The 21,009-nt window shown below is 40.5% G+C and carries 13 protein-coding genes; 6 read left to right on the top strand and 7 right to left on the bottom strand.

Annotated elements, in window-relative coordinates:
• Positions 1-421: 421 nt before the first annotated feature.
• Positions 422-1,165, bottom strand: a complete 744-nt coding sequence (locus tag HF894_RS13210) for a carbohydrate-binding family 9-like protein (protein WP_394369854.1) — start codon at positions 1,163-1,165, stop codon at positions 422-424.
• The gene (locus HF894_RS13205; protein WP_021846693.1) at positions 1,165-2,244 is read right to left on the bottom strand and encodes a phosphotransferase enzyme family protein; all 1,080 of its coding nucleotides are present in this window, start codon (positions 2,242-2,244) and stop codon (positions 1,165-1,167) included. The genes HF894_RS13210 and HF894_RS13205 overlap by 1 nt, the downstream gene beginning before the upstream one ends.
• A 127-nt stretch (positions 2,245-2,371) precedes the next feature.
• Between HF894_RS13205 and HF894_RS13200 the strand changes: the two genes are divergently transcribed.
• From HF894_RS13200 to HF894_RS13175, 6 genes are all read left to right on the top strand, one after another.
• On the top strand, positions 2,372-6,463 hold the full coding sequence (locus tag HF894_RS13200; RefSeq protein ID WP_204972963.1) for a hybrid sensor histidine kinase/response regulator transcription factor: 4,092 nt from the start codon (positions 2,372-2,374) through the stop codon (positions 6,461-6,463).
• A 159-nt stretch (positions 6,464-6,622) separates the two neighbouring features.
• A complete protein-coding gene (locus tag HF894_RS13195; protein WP_204972961.1) occupies positions 6,623-8,167 on the top strand; it encodes a sulfatase family protein in 1,545 nt (514 codons plus the stop codon).
• Between the two features lie 149 nt (positions 8,168-8,316).
• Positions 8,317-11,463, top strand: coding sequence for a SusC/RagA family TonB-linked outer membrane protein (locus HF894_RS13190; RefSeq protein ID WP_204972959.1), 3,147 nt, complete (start codon positions 8,317-8,319; stop codon positions 11,461-11,463).
• A 20-nt stretch (positions 11,464-11,483) separates the two neighbouring features.
• Positions 11,484-13,082 carry a RagB/SusD family nutrient uptake outer membrane protein gene (locus HF894_RS13185; RefSeq protein WP_204970193.1) on the top strand — a complete coding sequence of 533 codons (1,599 nt, stop codon included), beginning with the start codon at positions 11,484-11,486 and terminating at the stop codon, positions 13,080-13,082.
• A gap of 113 nt (positions 13,083-13,195) precedes the next feature.
• A complete protein-coding gene (locus tag HF894_RS13180) occupies positions 13,196-16,099 on the top strand; it encodes a chondroitinase family polysaccharide lyase (protein ID WP_204972957.1) in 2,904 nt (967 codons plus the stop codon).
• Positions 16,100-16,114: 15 nt separating this feature from the next.
• Complete coding sequence (locus HF894_RS13175) at positions 16,115-17,488, top strand: sulfatase family protein (RefSeq protein ID WP_204970191.1); 1,374 nt, start codon at positions 16,115-16,117, stop codon at positions 17,486-17,488.
• 107 nt (positions 17,489-17,595) lie between these two features.
• Here the strand turns inward: HF894_RS13175 and tyrS are convergent, their stop codons facing one another.
• The 5 genes from tyrS to HF894_RS13150 form a co-directional block, all read right to left on the bottom strand.
• Positions 17,596-18,888, bottom strand: coding sequence for a tyrosine--tRNA ligase (tyrS, locus tag HF894_RS13170; protein ID WP_021846686.1), 1,293 nt, complete (start codon positions 18,886-18,888; stop codon positions 17,596-17,598).
• 79 nt (positions 18,889-18,967) lie between these two features.
• Positions 18,968-19,615, bottom strand: coding sequence for a TatD family hydrolase (locus tag HF894_RS13165; protein WP_204972955.1), 648 nt, complete (start codon positions 19,613-19,615; stop codon positions 18,968-18,970).
• Positions 19,616-19,633: 18 nt separating this feature from the next.
• Positions 19,634-19,855 carry a membrane protein insertion efficiency factor YidD gene (gene yidD / locus HF894_RS13160; RefSeq protein WP_075319169.1) on the bottom strand — a complete coding sequence of 74 codons (222 nt, stop codon included), beginning with the start codon at positions 19,853-19,855 and terminating at the stop codon, positions 19,634-19,636.
• Positions 19,855-20,259: a ribonuclease P protein component gene (gene rnpA / locus HF894_RS13155; protein WP_262484394.1), complete on the bottom strand. Its 405-nt coding sequence runs from the start codon at positions 20,257-20,259 to the stop codon at positions 19,855-19,857. Before rnpA ends, yidD begins: the two co-directional genes overlap by 1 nt.
• The gene (locus HF894_RS13150; RefSeq protein WP_021846683.1) at positions 20,260-21,009 is read right to left on the bottom strand and encodes a uroporphyrinogen-III synthase; all 750 of its coding nucleotides are present in this window, start codon (positions 21,007-21,009) and stop codon (positions 20,260-20,262) included.

Below are 21,009 nucleotides of genomic sequence, written 5' to 3'. Positions count from 1 at the left end.
ATCTTTAGGCTTAAAGATACAAAATCTTTAGGTAATAACAAAGCCCCAGCTTGTGAAAGTCGGGGCTTTGTGCTAAACAAAGAAGGTGTGCTTTTTGACACACCTTCCTGTTTTTTATACCTTGGTGTGAAACCAATAAAATCGCGTGAAACGTTGCTTTCACCATAATTTATTCGAAAACAAATATTTACGATAAAGTGAAAGCGTGAAGGCTTTACGGGGAATTTCTAAAAAAACGGGCGGTGTGAAAGCAAAACCGAAGTTTCACATGTCCCTCTTTGCATTTCCTAAACACCTACTTTGGCGCGCTAAACATCTACTTTAGAAGCGTAGAGTCCATAGTTGTGTCCCACAAATACCACGTCATCCCGGCTCAAGGCCAGGATGACGGATGGTGGGGATATTCTTACTTTCTTTGTGTTTAATCAAATTGCAACAGGCCGAAAAATGCCGGACAATGAAAATCCGGTTTCGGCAAGTCTATCGGATTCCAGGAAAGGAAATGGGGCATTTGCAGCTTGTCGCCGCATTTATAGAAATTGGCGCGTACCGATTTTCCTTCCAAAGACTGGATGTCATGCAGAAAGAAGGTCGAGAAAGGAATGACCAATGCAACTTCCCAACTGCATGTTCCTATCCGTTCTTCAAAATCGTCCTTTCCCAGAGAAGCCCATCGCGATACCAGGTCCAGCACCTCCTGAGGAGCATGTTGGCGATTGGAACGTGTCGCACCCGCACCGACCAATAGGGTGCCTGTGCAATTACACTCCACGTTATAATAAATATCATCACCGCCAGGCATGGAGAAGAACTCTACGCAGGCATCCTCCCAGACAGGGCCGTTGTCGTGTCCTGCTACGGCACGTACCGACTCTTCTGTTACTTGATAGTGGAGTAATATGGCTTTATCAGTATAGGCAATGCCAAACTCTACTTGTGGGCAATAGGGGTAGCTGTCTTTCCAGTTGACATTGGCAATTGTCTGGTACGCGATATGTTCCTGCTTGAAGAGGGCAGGTATTTCTTCTACCGATATTGTATCGACATTTATTTTTTTTACAGTCAAATCTTTCATGTCTTTATCTTGATAAGGGTTACCATGTACATTCAATGATATAAATATCAGTAAGCCGGAAATTATCCGGCTTAGATAATCTATTCTCATCAGATGCAGGAAGCGATAAAGTCTTTCATGGCAGCCGTCTGTTCTTCTGCGCTCTGCAACAGCTTGAACTGGGCTTTCGTGCGTACCAAGTTGTGTTCAGGATACTGTATCTTGTAATAGGTGTCGCCGTTAATGTAGTCTGCCAGGAAGCGTACGCATTGCATGTAGGGGAACAAAGCTGCGGCGTAAGGCAGGTTCTCGATTTCGATGGGAAGCAGGAAGCTTTTAGCCGATTCGAGGTAACCTTTGGTGAAGGCTTTGAAAATCTCCATGTTGAAGTTTACGTTGTCCAGGTTCTTGTCGTCTTCGAGTCCGGTATTGGCTGCCGAACGGAGGAAGTCTCCGTAGTCAGAGAAGATGAAAGAGGGCATTACCGTGTCCAGGTCGATGACGCAGAGTACGGAGCCGTCTTCATCGAACATCATGTTGTTTACTTTGGTATCGCAGTGGCAAACGCGTTTAGGTAGTTTCCCTTCGCGATACAGACGTTCGGCTTTGCACATTTCTTCTGCCCTACGCTCTATTTCGTCCAGGTAATACTGTACTTCCTTTACTCTTCCTGCGGCATCGGCTGCTACGGCATCGCGTAGTTGCTTGAGGCGAAATTCCATGTTGTGGAAATCGGGGATTGTTTCGCCCAATGTATCTGGAATATCGGCAAGCATGGCTTGAAAGTTACCGAATGCTTTTCCTGCATAATAGGAATATTCAGGATTTACGGTTTCGTATGTCTTTGCGCGGGGGATGAAGATCATGATGCGCCAATAGTTCTCGCCATCGAACCAATAAGTCTTGCCATTGTCTGCAGGCAAGAAGTGCAAGACTTTTCGTTCAATATCGGATTCCCCTTTTTCCTGCAATTTCGTTCGGATGTGGCGTGTTACGGCTTCGATGTTTGCCTGTAGCATGTCTACATTCTGGAAGATTGCATGGTTGATGCGTTGCAATACGTAGTCGGGATTGTTGTTTTCGGTTATGACTTTATAGGTGTCATTGATTAAGCCTGAGCCTAACGGTTTGATTTCACGAACGGCGTCTGCCAACTGAAAGTGAGATACAATAGATAAAAGGTCTTTCATGATTAAAATTATTAAATAAATGAATTTATACTGATGAATTGCCAAAAATAGGCATTTAAATAGACATAATCGAAAAAACGGGAATAAAAAAGAGTAAGATGGCATAAAAACTTTATATATTTGTCACATGAACCTTAAAAATAAGCCTGAAGTGAAGAATCTTATCATCTATATACTCTTATTTTGGATTATTGGCATAACAAATGTGCATCTCCATGCCCAAAACGTGGCTTTCAGTAATCTGACAACTGAAGATGGCCTGTCTCAATTCTCGGTCAACAGTCTTTATATTGATGAGAATGGCATGCTTTGGATCGGTACTCGTGAGGGATTGAATCGCTATAATGGAACGGATATACAGACCTATAAATTGGAGAAAGACAATTCGTATAGTTTGTTCAGCAATACAGTAATTCGTATTACGGGTGACAAAAAGGGGAAGATATTCCTACTTTGTAATGATGGAGTAGCTCAGTTGGATCTTCGTACCCAAAAGTTTAAGACGCTTTTGGTGGACAATATACATAGTATTTATTACAACAAGGGGCTGTATATTGCAAAGAAAAACGAAATCTATCTCTATAATGAAAGCACTGGTAATTTCGACCTTTATTACCAATTGGCAGGGAATACTCCTGAAATACGTTGTATGCATTCGGGGAATGGATCTTTATGGATGGGTACTATTGGCGATGGCGTTTATCGCTTACAATTGGATAGCATGGCTTTGTCTCATCCGATTAAAGAAGGTAACATTACCAGTATTTATGAGGATAGCGATGGAGAGCTGTGGATTGGAAGTTGGGAAAATGGACTTTACAATATCCGTACTGATGGCAGTATTCGTAACTTTAAGTATGACGCTAATAATCCGCATAGTATATCGTCCAATTTTGTGAGAGCTTGTTGTGAGGATAATTTAGGTAATATTTGGATTGGTACATTCAATGGCTTGAATCGCTACAACAAGAGCAATGGGCTTTTTCAGAATCATACGGCCAATGATGTGAGGGCGGATGGCTTAACGCATTCTTCAATCTGGTGTATTGTGAAGGACCAGCAAGGGACGTTGTGGCTTGGCACTTATTTTGGTGGAGTAAATTATTTTAATCCTGAATATAATATTTATACAGCCTATCATTATTCTTCTGTAGAGAAGAAAGGGCTGAGCAACCCGGTTGTAGGTCGTATTGTGGAGGATAAAAATGGTGACTTATGGATTGGAACAGAGGGTGGTGGTTTAAACTACCTCGACCGGCGAAAAAATGAATTTCGTTGGTATCGCTCCAACAAGAATAATACGAATAGCATTGCTCACGATAATGTCAAAGCATTGTATTATGATGCAGTACTAGAAGAAATTTGGATCGGAACTCATTTAGGTGGACTTGATCGTTTGAACATACGTACAGGGCGTTTTACCCATCATCGGATGGAAGAAGGAAATCCTGAAACTCTTCCTTCCAACATTGTGCGCGATATTGAGCCTTATGGTAAGGATAGTTTAGTTGTGGCTACTCAAAATGGCGTTTGTATCATTCATAAATATACAGGAAAATGCCATAAGCTCTTTCAACATTCGAAAGAGGGGAGAAATATTCGGATGGTAGCAGATGTGGAATTTGACCAAGAAGGTAATCTTTGGATTGCGGCTACAGGTGAGGGAGTATTCCGATATAATCTGCAAACAAACGAGCTGAAAAATTACCGTTGGAATAGTCATGAGGCCAATTGCTTAAGCAACAATAATGTATACAGTATTTTATGCGATAAGCAGGGTAATCTCTGGTTTGCGACCTCTGGAAGTGGTTTGGATTTGTATTGTCCTCAAAACGATAATTTTGTGAATTTTGATCAGACTCATCATGGATTGGTGAGCGACTGTATTTATGAAGCTCAGGAATCACCTGTAAGTGGTCATCTTCTTCTGATTACAAACCAGGGATTTTCTATTTTTGATCGGCATACGCTCAAGGCGCAGAATTATAACATAGACAATGGATTTCCTTTCTCTGCCATCAACGAAAATGCTCTGTGTGTCACGCGTGATGGAGAAATTTTCTTGGGAAGTACCAAAGGGATGATTTCTTTTCATGAAATGGAATTGCATTTTCCTCAAAAGCCTTATAGCATTACCTTATCCAAGCTCTATGTCAATGGTAAGGAAGTTCGGGTAGACGATGAAAACGGCATCCTTAGTCAAGCTCTTTCTTATACGCCCGAAATAACTCTTAAGGCGGATCAATCCATGTTTACCATTGAATTTGCTACTTCCAATTATGTAGCTGCCAATAAAGACGAGATTGTTTATCGATTAAGAGGATTCTCTGACAAATGGACGCAGGCGCGTACAGGAAATGCCATTACTTATACCAATCTGAATGCGGGTAACTATACGCTTGAGATAAAACCTAAAGACCAGAGTGCCGACATTTGTGCCCCCGTCCATCTCAAGATACACGTATTGCCGCCTTTCTACAAGACCGTTTGGGCTTATCTGATCTATATACTTTCTGTCGGTAGCCTTTTGTGGTATCTGATACGAGCTTATAAAATGCGTTTCAAGCTAAGGGAATCCTTGAAGTACGAGAAAAAGCATGCGCAAGACATCGAATTGTTGAACCAATCCAAACTACGTTTCTTTACCAATATCTCACATGAGTTCCGTACGCCCCTTACTCTTATTATTTCTCAGGTAGAGACGTTGCTTCAGGTACAGAATTTTACTCCGACTCTTTATAATAAAGTGTTGAGCATCTATAAAAACAGTATTCAGCTTCGGGAGCTGATAACAGAATTGCTCGATTTCCGAAAACAGGAACAAGGCCACATGAAGATCAAAGTGGCTTCCCACAATATTGTGAGTTTCCTTTATGAAAACTATCTGTTGTTTCTGGAGTATGCCAGTACACATCAGATCCATTTCGATTTCAAGCAAGAAGTGGAAACATTGGATGTTTGGTATGACCAGAAACAGATGCAGAAGGTTGTCAATAACCTGTTGTCCAATGCGATGAAGCATACCAAAGCCGAAGATTCCATCACCCTGTCTGTTTCTCGTGACGAAAAGAATGCCATTATTTGTGTTACGGATACAGGCGAAGGTATCGATGCCAAAGAAGTGGATAAGATTTTCGACCGTTTCTATCAGATAGATCCTATCGATGTTCAAGATGCCAACAAGTCGACGGGTACAGGCATTGGCCTTGCCTTGACGAAAGGTATCGTAGAGTTGCATCATGGACACATACGGGTGGAAAGCGAGTTGGGCAAAGGTACCAGTTTCATTGTGACCATTCCGCTTGGCAATGCCCATTTCTCGAAAGAGCAGATAGACCTTCGTGACAATTCCATCCAGCAACCCGATGTCAACAAGGCAGAAATGGACATGATGCTGAAGACAGAACTAGAGGAGGATGCTCCCATCAAGCGAATGGCCGATGTGAAGATGCTGGTCGTAGAAGACAACGATTCCATTCGCGAGATCTTGAGCAATATTTTTGCTCCTTTCTATCGTGTCGTAACAGCCTCCAACGGGCAGGAAGCTTGGGAGCTGATTGGCAAAGAGCAGCCGAACATTGTCGTGAGCGATGTCGTGATGCCGCTGATGTCGGGTACCGAATTGTGCAAGCGAATAAAGTCTGACTTTAACACGTGTCATATTCCTGTCGTATTGCTAACCGCACGTACGGCCATCGAACAGAACATTGAAGGTCTGCGTATCGGGGCCGATGACTACATCACCAAGCCTTTCAATACCAGTTTGCTCATTTCGCGTTGTAACAATTTGGTGAACTCCCGCATTCTGTTACAGGAGAAGTTCAGCAAGCAACCACAGGCTCAGGCACAATTGTTGGCAACCAATCCGATAGACAAGGAAATTCTCGACAGGGCCATGGAGGTGATCGAACATCATTTGGACGACCCCGATTTCAATGTCAACACCTTTGCCCGCGAAATGGCAATGGCGCGCACCAACCTGTTTTCCAAGATCAAGGCCATTACAGGGCAGACACCCAATGATTTCATTCTTACCATTCGACTCAAGAAGGGCGCTTTGATGCTTCGCAACAATCCAGAATTGAATATAACAGAAATATCAGATCGTATCGGTTTCAGTTCGCCGCGCTATTTCTCCAAATGTTTCAAGGACGTTTATCAGGTGAGTCCCTTGGCTTATCGAAAGGGAGGCAGTGCTGGAAACGAAACGGTGGAATAACCATTGGAAAACAGTGCTTTCTTGATAGGAAAGCACTGTTTTGTGTTTGAGGGGTAATGCTGATATGTACGTTTTTCGTCTTTCTTTGAACTTTTTCTGATAATACTATTGGGAGGATGTCTCTACTTTTGCGGCGTAACATTTTAAAATCAAAGCGCTATGAGAAATCCTTCTCCTTTTCTTATTGTGTTTCCAGTTGGTGCTGCTTTATTCAGTGCCTGCAACAGCACAGCGAAGTCTTCCAAAGAGGCTCAAACTAATCAAAAGCCCAATGTTGTTTATCTTATTTCCGATGATTTGGGTATTGGTGATTTGAGTTGCTATGGAGCTACGAAAATCAGTACGCCTAATCTTGACCGTCTGGCGGGGCAAGGTCTGCAATTTACGAATGCTTATGCCACATCTTCAACCAGTACTCCTTCACGTTTCGGATTGCTGACGGGTATGTATCCCTGGCGTCAGGAGAATACTGGTATTGCTCCTGGTAATTCTGAGCTGATCATCGACACGGCTTGTGTGACCATGGCCGACATGTTTCAGGCAGAAGGATATGCTACGGCAGCTATCGGTAAATGGCATTTGGGACTTGGCCCTAAAGGTGGAACTAATTTCAACGGCCTTATCAAACCTAATACACAGGATATAGGGTTTGGCTATGAATATATCATTCCTGCTACCGTCGATCGTGTACCTTGTGTATTTGTAGAAAACGGTCGTGTGGATGGACTTGATCCGAACGATCCTATTACCGTCAGCTATGAACACAAAGTGGGCGACTGGCCTACAGGTGAAGAAAATCCGGAACTGGTCAAGCTGAAACCCAGCCAGGGACATAACAATACGATTATCAACGGCATTCCTCGTATCGGATGGATGACAGGTGGTAAATCTGCTTTGTGGGTAGACGAAGATATTGCTGATGTTATCACGAATAAGGCTAAGGACTTTATTATCGATCACAAAGACCAGCCGTTCTTTCTTTATATGGGTACGCAAGACATTCATGTGCCTCGCATACCTCATCCGCGCTTTGCAGGTAAGAGTGGGTTGGGAACTCGTGGTGATGTCATCCTCCAGCTCGATTGGACTGTAGGCGAAATTATGCATACGCTCGATAGCTTGGGCATTGCGGACAATACCATTTTTGTTTTCTGTAGCGATAACGGGCCTGTCATTGATGACGGTTATCAGGATCAGGCACGCGAATTGCTGAACGGTCATACACCGATGAAACATTATCGGGGTGGCAAATATAGCGCTTACGAGGCAGGAACACGTATCCCCTTCATCGTACGTTGGCCGGCCGCCATCCAGCCAGGCAAGCAACAGGCGTTGTTCTCCATGATTGATGTTTATGCGTCGTTGGCAGGTTTGTTGGGGCATAAGTTGCCAGAAGGAGTGGCACCCGATAGTCGTGATTGTCTTGAGACATTTTTGGGTAAGGATACTATCGGATGTGGATATGTTGTGCAGCAAAATCTGAATAATACGCTTTCCATCATCCAAGGCGATTGGAAATATATTGAGCCTAGCGATAAGCCTGCTATTGAGTTTTGGACGAAAATGGAACTAGGCAATGATCCTGAAGCGCAGTTGTACAATATTGCTCAGGATCCTTCGGAAAAGACGAATGTGGCAGAAGAGCATCAAGATATTGTGAAAAAACTGTCTTCCTTATTGACTGAAATAAAAGAGAGGCAATAGACAGTTCTTGTTGAGGTTTGTACGATATCAGACCAAATGTGAACTAATAAAGTATGTGAAATGCCTTAAGGAACTGTAATTTTGTGCAGTTTTCTATTGTCCAAAATCAATAAACGCAATTTTATTATCAATTTATTAATTTAATATTTATGAAAAAAAGAGTAACCTTAATGCTGCTGGTGAATGTTTTTTTCTGCTTTTTAACTATGAAAGCACAAAACGGCAGTCAAATCACAGGTAAAGTAGTTGACGCATTGGGAGAACTTCCTGGCGTAAGTGTCGTTGTGAAAGGTACAACTAATGGTACAACGACAGATCTTAACGGAGTATTTAAATTAGAAAATGTAAAGCCTAATGATGTACTTCAATTCTCTTTTATTGGTTATAAGACACAGACTGTTAAAGTCGGTAATCAAAAGAATTTTAATATAACAATGACGGAAGATACCCAGACTTTGGATGAGGTTCAAATTGTTGCCGTTGGTTATGGAGATGTCAGAAGAAGAGACTTGACAGGGTCTATTGGTTCGGCGGATATGAAAGACTTGGTAAAGGCTCCTGTCACTAACATTGCAGAAAATTTGGGAGGACGTATTGCTGGTGTACAAGTTACTTCAAGTGATGGTGGTCCTGGTGATAATTTTGATATTGTTATTCGTGGTGCTGGTTCATTAACAGGAAGTACTGCGCCTCTTTATGTAATTGATGGTTTTCCTTCTGAATCATCTGGACTTAGTTCTTTAAATCCCAATGATATTGAGTCGATTGATATCCTTAAAGATGCTTCAGCTACAGCTATTTATGGTGCACGTGGTGCTAATGGTGTTGTTATTATTACAACTAAAAAAGGTGGTGCAGGTAAGCCGACTATTAGTTATAATGGTAGTTTCAAGATTAGTACAGTGAAAAATACTCCTGAAGTAATGGATGGTTATGAGTTTGTATGTTTACAGCAGGAAATAATGGGTAATAGTACTGATTTTGAAAACAATTATCTGACAGAACTTTATCCTACTATTGATTCATATCGTACTGCTCAGTCTTACGATTGGCAAGATTATATTTATCGTACGGCATTGAGTAATAGTCATCATGTCTCTATGACAGGAGGACAAGGTAACTTAAAGTATACAACATCTCTTTCTTTTGATGATACGCAAGGGGTTATTATTAATTCTGGAGTAAAACGTTATCAGGGACGTGTGAACTTAAGTCAAAAAGTGAATGATAAATTAAAAATTGATTTTACAGGAAACTATGCTAGCAATATCCAAGACGGGCCTACTGTATCCACTTCGACTACAGCAATGTCAACAGCCTATTTGTATAGTGTGTGGGCATTTCGTCCAGTATCGCCTAATGGTAAAGATTTATTGAATGAAATGTATGATGAAGGTGTCAATATGACAGAAGATTATCGATTTAATCCTGTAAAATCTGCTCAGAATGAATATCGTCATAAAACGACGAATAATCTGTCGTTTAATTTTGGTGCAGAATATGAGATAATCAAGAATTTGAAGTTGAAAGTTGCAGCAGGTTATACGGCTAGAGATTATAAAAATGAAGAATTTAACAATTCTCAAACACGTACAGGTAACTCCCATCCGTCTAATACGCAGAGTAAGGGTATCAACGCTTATTTGTATCAGAGTGAAGACAGAAGTTATTTGAATGAAAACACCTTAAGCTACCAGCTTAATAAGAACTCACACAATTTTAATGCCTTATTAGGTATGTCTGTTCAAAAGAATACTAGTTACATTCATTCAATTTCTACAGAACAAATTAGTAATGAATCATTTGGAATGGCAGGTTTAAATAAAGGAAGCAATCCGACTGTCACATCTTCCAAAGGTGAGAATAAGTTGATGTCATATTTTGGGCGTATTAATTACAATTACGATTCTCGTTATTATTTGACAGCTACAATGCGTGCAGATGGTTCTTCCAAATTTGCAAAAGGGAACCGTTGGGGGTATTTCCCTTCAGGATCTGTTGCATGGGCATTCCAACGTGAATCATTTATTGCAGAAAATTTGGAATGGTTGTCAAATGGTAAGTTGCGTTTTAGCTATGGACAGACAGGTAACAACCGTATTGGTAATTATGATTATATGGCCCATTTGGTAACCAGCGATGATGTATATAAATATCCTTGGAATGGTGAATTTAGTCAGGGTTATGTACTTAGTAGTATGTATAATGAGAAATTGAAATGGGAAACAACAGAACAATTAGACTTTGGTTTGGATTTAGGTTTCTTAGATGGGCGTATTAACTTGAACATGGACTATTATATTAAAACAACACGTGATTTGTTGCTCGATGCTGATATTGCTGCTAGTTCAGGTTTTTCTTCAGCAACATTGAATGTTGGAAAGCTGCGTAATAGTGGTTTCGAACTTACTCTTGAAACTACTAATATCAAGACGAAAGATTTCACATGGACTTCAAACTTCAATATTGCCTTCAATAAAAATGAAATTATTGCTTTAAATTCTGGGCAACCTTATATGACCAGCTATATTAGTTGGGATAATAAGTATCGGACTGTTCCTGCTTATATAAGTAAAGTTGGCGAATCTGCTGGACAGATGTATGGATTTATTTATGAAGGTACTTATAAGTATGAAGATTTTGATGTAACGACTGGAGCAAATGGCGAACCTGTCTATACATTAAAAGAGGGTATTCCCTATTATACAGCTGGTACTCAACCTGGTGATCCCAAGTATAAAGACCTTGATGGAAGTGGTGAAATTAATGAGAATGACAAAACTGCTATTGGTAATGGGCAACCTAAAAATACAGGAGGTTTTTCTAACAACTTCGTATGGAAAAATTTTGATTTGAATATATTCTTCCAATGGAGTTATGGAAATGATATATTGAATGCCAACCGTATGGTTTTTGAAAATCCAGCGTCCAAGCAAAATACGAATATGTTTGCATCTTATGTAAACCGTTGGACTCCTGATAATCCGACTAGTGACATTCCACGTGCAAAAGCTCAAGGTTCGAGTGAGTATAGTTCTCTTTATGTTGAGGATGGTTCATACTTGAAGTTGAAAAATATTTCTTTAGGATATAATTTTGATCCCAAAGTATTGAAACCCGTTCATTTGAGTAGTGCTCGCATATATGTATCTGCGGAAAATATAGCAACTATTACGAGCTATTCTGGTAGTGACCCCGAGGTTTCAACCCGTAATTCTCCATTGACGCCAGGATTTGATTGGTCAGCATACCCTCGCTCGTTCAATTTATCTGTAGGATTAAACTTAACATTTTAAACTATAAAAATTGATTTAATATGAAAGCAATATATAAATATTTGCAAACAGTCGGTCTCGTAATATGTACATGCTTGATGTTATCTGCGTGCGATGACTTTTTAGATACTAAACCATATGACTTTGTTGCTCCTGAAACATTCTATACAAACGAAAGTGAGTGTAAAATGGCTCTTGCTGGTGTATATTATACGCTTGTTTATGAGGAAATTTATGGGAATTTTTATTCGTGTATGATTTCAAATGTAGACGATTTAAGTTATTACCAAAGAAATAGTGGTGCATTGACTAGTCAAGTATATGGTAATGATCATAATGCAGGTAACCAACATATTTGGGGAGCATGGGAGGTTCTATATAAAGGCATCAATAATGCAAATATGTTACTTGAGAATATAGACAATGCAGACATGGAAGAAAGCGTAAAGACTCGTATGAAGGGGGAAGCTAAATTCTTGCGTGCATATTACCATTTTCTTTTGGTACAAGGATGGTATGAAGTGCCTTTGCGTAAAGAAGCTTTCAAAGATGTTAATAATTCTCCATTGGAGGCCACTTCGCATGTTGAAGCCTTGGATTGGATTATTCAGGAAATGGAAGACTGCGTAGATATGGTAGATAATAGTGACTATGACTTGTCTCCTTCTTATGTGAAGAAAAATACGGTAATGGGTATTTTGGCAAGGGTTTATTTATGGCGTGCTGGTTATCCCGCCAATGGTGGACAGCCTTATTATGCTAAAGCTGCGGAATGGGCTAAGAAGGTTAAAGATTCCAATAAGCATCGTTTGAATCCAGACATTTATGTTTTATGGAAAAATTTGGCCTCGGATCAATATGATACGGAATATAATGAAAGTATTTGGGAGGCCGAATTCATAGGTAATCGAAGTGCTGATGGCTTAGGCAATTATACGGATGGACGCATTGGTAATGTTATTGGTAATCTTCAACAATGTGCTACCACTACGGGTACTGGGTATAGTTATGGATTCTATGCTGCATCGTTGATTTTATGGGATTTGTTTGAAGAAAATGATCTTCGTCGTGATTTGTCTATCGCTCCATACAAAATTAATAATAAAGATGAAAAGATAAATTGGAAAGATACAGAATTAGTTCAACGTTGTTGTGGTAAGTTCCGTCGTGAATGGGAAACGTCTTCTTATAAGGAAAAGAACTGGACTCCTGAAAACTATCCGATTTTACGTTATGCAGATGTTTTGTTAATGCTTGCTGAGGCTGAAAATGAGGCCAATCAAGGTCCTACAGATTTGGCTTATGAATGTATCAATACTATTCGTAAACGTGCTGGTATATCTGAGCTCTCGGGATTATCTTATGTAGATTTTCAACAGGCTGTTCGAGATGAACGAGCACGAGAGTTATGTTTTGAATCTCTTCGTAAATATGATTTGGTACGTTGGGGTATTTATGTAGAAGCTATACATGATAAATTGGGTGCGGCTACTCAAGATTCTCGTTGGGCAACAGGTAATAATTATATTGGTGCCAAAGATTATGCTGCAAGAACACAAGAAAAACATCAGTTTTTACCAATCCCAACTAAAGAATTAGATGTAAACGGTAAATTGCAACAAAATAAATATTGGCAATGATTGGGAGATAAATAATAAAACTTCTAACCTAATGATTATATAAGAAAACTTGTAGACAAGAGGGAAACCATCAAATGGCTGTCCCTCTTGTTATTTTAAGAAGTGATATTTTTATGGAAAAAAAATTATGTATATTGGCTATATTCCTATTATGTATATGTTTTGGTCGTGTGCATGCACAGGCTTGGAGTTTTGAAGGGGGAATTCCAAGTAGATTGTCTGCCAGTTGTGATAAAGAATTAGCCATTAGTGAAGCGTATTATAAAGATGGGAAAAAAAGTTTGGAATGGCAGTTTCATCCTAATAGCATTTTAACGATAAGTAATTCTAACCTTTTATTGGATAAAGATAAAGCGGATAAGTATGGAATTACTCTATGGATATATAATGAACAGCCACAGAAGGATAGTCTTCAGTTTCAGTTTCTTTCCCCAAAGGGGCATATCTCCTATCAATTTAGTTTTAAGTTATCTGCAGCAGGCTGGAGAGCATGTTGGATTGGTTTCAAACATATGCTTGGTGATAAAAAGGAACAAGAAATAGTTCAGTGGAGAATTATTGCTCCTAACAGAGAGGGTCGTGTATTCATAGACCGGCTTACTTTTCCTGTCAAGAAGATGAATTTACGTACGACGCCGGATCAGCAAATGCCTTATAATAATTCACTCACGTTCCGTGATTTATGGCATTGGTGTAGAGTTTGGCAATGGGAACAATATCAATATGATTTGCCACTTCCTATAGCACTGACGAAAAACGAACGAGATGAGTTGCATAATGTTGAAACTCGATTGGACCATGTATTAGCTCTATCTATGCCGTCTAAAGAATCCATAAACGATGCATATGAGACATTTCGAAAAGCTAATATAAAAAGATCTTTGTCTGGATTTACGGGCGCTCCGATTGTTGCGCCAGACGAACTGGATCGTTCTAAAGGGGAAATGTCTTGGAATGATATAGAAACAATGCTTTCAGGTTTTGCATACGATGCCCATTATAACAATTCTCAAGATGCTGAAAATAAGTATTTTTTAGTATGGGATTTTGCTATTGATCAAGGTTTTGCATACGGAAGCGGGATGGGAACTAATCATCATTATGGTTATCAGGTTCGTAAAATATACTCAGCAGCTTGGTTGATGCGCGACAAAATATGGAAATCGCCTAATTGTGACAATATTATTTCTACTCTTCTATTTTGGTCGGCATTACAAGAGACTCGGAAGGCATGTACGCAAGAGAGGGATGAATTGTTGGATAGTTGGCATACTCTATTGATGCCTAAAACTATTGCAGCTTTAATGCAGACTGACGAAAGAGAAAGAAGCAGGGCCTTGAAAGGTCTGACTAGATGGTTATCCTCTTCATTGCACTATACTCCTGGCACAATTGGGGGGATAAAAATTGATGGTACTACATTCCATCATGGAGGTTTTTATCCTGCTTATACTACAGGCGTGTTGGCTTCTATTGGAACTTATATATCTTTAACAAATGGGACTCAATATGAACCTACAAAAGAAGCTCGGCAAGTATTGAAATCTGCATTCATTGCTATGAGAAACTATTGTAATAAATATGAATGGGGTATTGGTCTCAGTGGGAGGCATCCATTTAGTGGATCTATGAAAGATGATGATATTGCTTCTTTTGCTTATTTAGCGCTAGCAGGTGACTTATCTGGCCAAGGGGATGCCTTTGATCATCAATTAGCCGCAGATTACCTTCGTTTGTTCACTGGAGAGAGTAAAGAAAAGGAGTTTTTTAAGTCGCAAGGAATAAAAGCTGCAAAGGCTCCCGAAGGATTCTTTGTCTATAATTATGGAGCAGCTGGTATTTTTCGCAGAAACAATTGGATGGTTACTTTGAAGGGATACAATACGGATGTGTGGGGAGCTGAGATATATGCTAAGGATAATCGTTACGGTCGTTATCAAAGTTATGGTTCTGTACAGATAATGGGCCAAGAGTCACGCAAAGCTAGTGGATATAATGAAGAAGGTTGGGACTGGAACAGATTACCTGGAACTACATCAATACATTTGCCTTTTGAGCTTCTGGACAGTCCTCTTCCTGCTACCACTATGGCTAAGTCAAGAGAACATTTCTCTGGTGCTTGTTCGCTTGAAGGTAAAAACGGAATTTTTACAACTAAACTGATGGAACGCGATTTGAAAAACTTTACTTCTGATTTTGTAGCACGGAAAACAGTGTTCTGTTTTGAGAATCGTATGATTTGTTTAGGAACAGGTATCAGTAATACTAATTCAATATATCCGACAGAAACAACCCTTTTTCAAAGTGTTTGGGAAAAGGACGGTGAGGGTGTTAGGATTAATGGGCAACAGAAAAACCAACTAGGCTTTCATCAAAATATGCATGCTACGGAAGAACATCCTGTGTGTCTTCAAGATGGCTATCGTAACCAATATTATATAAAGAAGGGAGACGTTCATGTGCAGATTGCCCATCAGGAGTCGCGCCATGAAAAAAATCGGGAATTTACTTACGGTGATTTTTCTTCAGCATGGATAAATCATGGCTATGCACCTCAGAATGGAACTTATGAATATTTAGTTTGGATTCAGCCTACCGCACAGGAACAAAAAGAAATTCATCCTTTGGATACATATCAGGTTATACAGGCAGATAATAACGCTCATATTGTATATGATGTTATTACAGGCATAAAGGCTTATTCTGTATTTGAGGATCTTCAGTTTAAGGACGATCTTTTGTTTCTGGAAATTCCAGCAGAAACTATGGTGATGCATAAATTTTCAGATGAGAAATTGCTGGTTAGTATTTGTGATCCTAACTTGAATATTCAGGAAAAAGCCTATACAACCAAATCTCCAAGCCGGCCGATCTCCAAAAGATTGATACTCTGTCATCAATGGGAACTTGTATCTGAGAGTCCCAATGTTCATGTGGAACATGTTGGTAATCAAACTCTGTTGGATGTTATCTGCCAACATGGAATACCTGTAGAATTTTCGTTTCAAAAGAAATAACAAGAACAGATTTAGATGAAAATTGAAAGATATTTGACAAATAAGATGTTATTATTGACTAGCATTTTTGCTCCAATAAATTTAGCTGCCCAAGAAAGACCAAATATCATTTATATCCTTACTGATCAGCAAACGGCAACAGCGATGAGTTGTGTGGGAAATACGGATATACATACTCCCAATATAGATAGATTGGCACAGTCGGGCATTCTTTTTAAAAATGCTTATTGTGCAGCGCCGTTGAGCGGACCGTCCAGGGCAGCTATGTTTACCGGACATTTTTCTCATGAAATTGGTATGCCAAGCAATGGTATTCCAATGCCTGAGGATTTGCGTGGCCTGAGTTTAGGTATGTTGATGAAAAATGCTGGCTATGATTGTGTGTATGGAGGAAAATGGCATGTTCATACTCCGTCTATTCCAAATCAGACGTTTGGATTTAGAAAACTTTATGAGCACAATGATAGTGGACTGGCTGAGGCTTGTTCTGCTTATTTGGATAATAATCCTCATTTTCCTTTTTTTCTTGTTGCATCATTTGATAATCCACATAATATTTGTGAGTTTGCCCGTCAACAGAACTTACCGTTTGCAGAAATACCAATGGCAGATTTAGCTGATTGTCCGGGGCTACCACTGAACTATGAACGGAATCCTTATGATGCGGATGTGATCTGCTATGAAAAAAGCTTGAATTATAGTGCATATCCGACATCTCATTATACGGCAGACGACTGGCGAAGGTACAGAAATGCGTATTTTCGCTTGGTAGAGCATGTTGATATGGAAATAGGGAAAATAGTAGATGCTATCGATCGAAATAATCTATGGGAAAACTCAGTCATTATCTTTACAAGCGATCACGGAGACGGAGTGGGAGCTCATCATTGGAATCAGAAATCTGCTTTATATGAAGAAGTTGTGAATGTCCCACTGATTATTGTTTTGCCGGATAAAAAGCATGCAGGGGCAGAGTTGCCTCAATTGGTGAACAATGGAGTGGATTTTTTTGCATCTGTATGTCAGTGGGGTGGTGTTGATCTTCCCGATGGATTATGCGGTGTGTCCTATGCGTCTCTTGCAGAAAGTGGTGACCCTGGTAGGACACATCAGGCTTATATAGTTACAGAGACGCTTTTTGATAAAGGTGGAAATACACGTGGGTGGATGCTTCGTACACAGCGATACAAGTATATACTCTATGATAAAGGCCGATATCGTGAGCAGTTATTTGATATGTGTCGAGATCGTGGAGAAATGCGTAATCTTGCTGTGGAACATAAATATCAGGAGACATTGAATAAGCATCGTAAATTGCTTTATGAATGGATGAATTATCATCATGTGAAACAGATACGTACAGAAGTTCATTTGATTCCTGGGTTCTAAAAACTTACAGAATCTCTAGAACAAAGAACTACCCAAGAATACGTTTTTAGTTCGTAATCTTGGGTAGTTTTATTTTGTGGTTTTATTTTTGCGAATATATCTTAGGTTTATTTCGCAATAATCAGGTAGTAGTTCTTTTTGCCGCGCTGAACCAGCAGATACTTGTCGTCTAGCAGGTCGGCAGTGGTAATTACTTGGTCGAAAGCTGTGAGTTTTTCCTTGTTCAGTGAAACGCCACCACCTTGAACCAATTTGCGCATTTCGCCTTTTGAAGCAAATACAGCTGCATTTTCAACGAATAAGTCTACAGCTTTCACTCCAGAGGCCAATGCATCACGTGATACTTCGAATTGTGGAACACCTTCGAATACGGAAAGCAGTGTTTGCTCATCCAATTTCTTCAGAGCTTCGGATGTGCCACCACCAAAAAGAATATTTGAAGCTTCTACAGCTGCGTTGAAGTCTTCTTCGGAGTGTACCATGATTGTTACTTCCTTGGCCAGACGTTTCTGAAGAACACGTAAGTGCGGTGCTGCTTCATGTTCGGCAGTAAGTGCCTCTACTTCTTCTTTGCTTAGGGCTGTGAAGATCTTGATATAACGCTTAGCATCTTCGTCGCTTACATTCAACCAGAATTGATAGAATTTGTAGGGAGAAGTATAACGTGGATCAAGCCAGATATTTCCGCTTTCGGTTTTGCCAAATTTGCCTCCGTCTGCTTTGGTAATCAACGGACAAGTTAATGCATAAACTTCACCGCCATTCGTGCGACGGATCAATTCGGCGCCCGTTGTAATGTTACCCCATTGATCGCTACCTCCCATTTGAAGTTTGCAACCTTTGGTTTCATACAAGTGGAGAAAGTCGTATCCTTGTAACAGCTGATAGGTGAATTCGGTGAACGAAAGGCCATCGCGGGCTTCGCCGTTCAAACGTTTTTTTACGCTGTCTTTTGCCATCATATAATTGACGGTGATGTGTTTACCTACTTCACGGGCGAAATCCAGAAAACTATAATCTTTCATCCAGTCATAGTTGTTCACCAGCTCGGCATGATTGGGAGCATCAGAGTCAAAATCCAAGAATTTGCTCAGCTGTTTTTTCATGCCTTCCATGTTGTGACGCAGGGTTTCTTCTGTCAACAGATTACGTTCTGCTGACTTGCCGGAAGGGTCACCAATCATACCTGTTGCGCCGCCAATCAAAGCCAAAGGCTTGTGTCCGCAACGCTGAAAGTGACGCAGAATCATGACACTGCACAAGTGTCCGATGTGCAAGGAGTCAGCTGTAGGATCAAAACCAATATAAGCAGTCACTTGTTCCTTGGCCAGCAGTTCTTCCGTGCCCGGCATCATATCGTGGAGCATGCCACGCCATCTTAATTCTTCTACAAAATTCATCGAATGATTGATTGTTTAATGATTTGATTTATAGTTATACTTGCTACAAAAGTACGACCTTTCTTTGAAGAAACAAAACTTAATGTTCAAAAAAGATACGTTGTATGTTAGTGGAAACTGTTTCCATGAGTTCTTTATCTGTTATGTTACGTAGAAGCGCGGCTTTTTTGTATAAGTCTGCGATAGGTACGTTGCTTTCGTCCGTTTCCAGTAACAGACGGTTGGTAGGTATCTGTTTCATGGCTTCCTCTTGATAGTTAGCACCAAATGAAAGATATAAACCGTGGCGCACAAGTTCGAGGGCTAGTTGTAGCTTACCACGAAAACCGTGGATAATCCAAGGTACACGAGGAGACAGTTCTTTTTTCAGTGCCAGCAATTCCGTTGTAGCCTTCACCAGATGAAGAATTAAGGGCTTAGCGATTGTTTCGGCTACAATAGCTTGATAGCGTAGTGCTTCTATTTGTTGAGGCAGAGAGGTACTTGCGAGCTTGTCTAACCCGGCTTCACCTATTGCTATCACTTGCGGATGATGTATCAACGATTCAAAGTGTACTTTGAATGCAGCCTCTTTCCATGCGTAGTTGTCCAGTTGCCAGGGGTGAATACCTACGGAATACCAGCTGTTTTCCTGTGGATGGAATGTATCGGGCAAACAGCAGATAATGGCCTCTCCCGGTAAGGCTGGAAGTTGATGGGTGTGGATATCTATAGGCAAGGTATGCATAAACTAATAAAAGCAAGTTCAAGGAACGGGGTCGTAGCCTGATCCTCCCCAAGGATGACAGCGAAGAATTCGTCTAATAGCTAAATAAAGCCCTTTAATTGGTCCGTGTTTTTTCAGTGCTTCTACAGCATATTGCGAACATGTAGGCGTGAAACGGCAGGATGGAGGAGTCAGCGGAGAAATACACCGTTGATAGAAATAAATGGGGAGTAATAGTAGGTATGTCAGTAGTTTTCTGATCATTCGGTAGGCTGGACCGTCTGTTCGGTCGAGATCTTTTCAACAATACGTGTCAAAGCTGCCTTTATTTTCTCTTCCACCAATGCCGAATTCATCAGTTCGTCAGCTAGGTAGATGAAAGCAATAGCTAGACGCCTGTTTTTTTCAGTCAAAGGAGCAAGTAGTATTTGTTTATTTAAACGGTAGGCTTCACGTATTTGACGTTTTATGCGGTTACGTTTAACTGCTCGTTTGAAGCGACGTTTGGATACACTGATCAGAATGGATGCCTGCACATCAAGTTCCTCTACTGGCAACCATACTACCCGTAAAGGAAAAATAGAGAAGGAACGCGAACCTCCCGCGAACATCTTCTCTATTATCTTTTTTTTGTTCAGCCTTTCGGGCTTTCGCAATCTGTTCACTTATTCTTTATTGTTCTCCTTGATAAACATGTCAAGAGCCGCTGTCATTGAAGGGGCTTTTACGCTGGGGGCTTCCAAGTCGAGACGCAGTCCTGCATCGCGTACAGCTTGTGCCGTTGTAGAACCGAAAGTACCTATTTTAATGTCTTTCTGTTCAAAGTTAGGGAAGTTTTTTTGCAGAGAAGACACTCCTGCGGGGCTAAAGAACACCAGCATGTCGTAGTCGAATGATTCACCTGGTTGGAAGTCATTGCTCACCGTACGGTACATGACAGCCTCACTATGCTGGATTTTGTTCTTATCCAATGCATTCTTAATTTCGTCGGTATGTACGTCTGACATGGGGACCAAATATTTTTCCGTCTTGTGTTTCAGAATGGCTGGCAGCAAGTCGTCGAACTTGCCGGTTTGGCCAAAAAATATCTTACGCTTCCGATATTGTACGTACTTTTGAATGTAGAGTGCAATGGACTCGGTTACACAGAAATATTTCATGGTTTCTGGAATCGTAACACGCAGTTCTGTGCACAAGTGGAAGAAATGATCGATAGCGTGGCGAGATGTGAAAACCACAGCTGTATGGTCTAGAATCGAGATCTTCTGTTGTCTGAACTCTTTTGCAGAAACGCTCTCCACTTTTATAAACGGGCGAAATTCTATTTTCACTCCGTACTTTTCGGCTATATCGTAGTATGGAGACTTCTCTGAGGCCGGCTTCGGCTGCGATACAAGCACTTTTTTTATTTTCAA

This window comes from Caecibacteroides pullorum (genome assembly GCF_019239235.1).
Classification (GTDB): Bacteria; Bacteroidota; Bacteroidia; order Bacteroidales; family Bacteroidaceae; genus Bacteroides; species Bacteroides pullorum.
This window is presented reverse-complemented; position numbering and strand designations above follow the sequence as displayed.

Bases quoted from the DNA above. Each gene is read 5' to 3' on its own strand.
- HF894_RS13210 (WP_394369854.1), bottom strand. From the start codon at position 1,165: ATGAGAATAGATTATCTAAGCCGGATAATTTCCGGCTTACTGATATTT.
- tyrS (WP_021846686.1), bottom strand. From the start codon at position 18,888: ATGAATTTTGTAGAAGAATTAAGATGGCGTGGCATGCTCCACGATATG.
- HF894_RS13205 (WP_021846693.1), bottom strand. From the start codon at position 2,244: ATGAAAGACCTTTTATCTATTGTATCTCACTTTCAGTTGGCAGACGCC.
- HF894_RS13165 (WP_204972955.1), bottom strand. From the start codon at position 19,615: ATGCATACCTTGCCTATAGATATCCACACCCATCAACTTCCAGCCTTA.
- HF894_RS13190 (WP_204972959.1), top strand. From the start codon at position 8,317: ATGAAAAAAAGAGTAACCTTAATGCTGCTGGTGAATGTTTTTTTCTGC.
- HF894_RS13175 (WP_204970191.1), top strand. From the start codon at position 16,115: ATGAAAATTGAAAGATATTTGACAAATAAGATGTTATTATTGACTAGC.
- HF894_RS13195 (WP_204972961.1), top strand. From the start codon at position 6,623: ATGAGAAATCCTTCTCCTTTTCTTATTGTGTTTCCAGTTGGTGCTGCT.
- HF894_RS13180 (WP_204972957.1), top strand. From the start codon at position 13,196: ATGGAAAAAAAATTATGTATATTGGCTATATTCCTATTATGTATATGT.
- HF894_RS13200 (WP_204972963.1), top strand. From the start codon at position 2,372: ATGAACCTTAAAAATAAGCCTGAAGTGAAGAATCTTATCATCTATATA.
- HF894_RS13185 (WP_204970193.1), top strand. From the start codon at position 11,484: ATGAAAGCAATATATAAATATTTGCAAACAGTCGGTCTCGTAATATGT.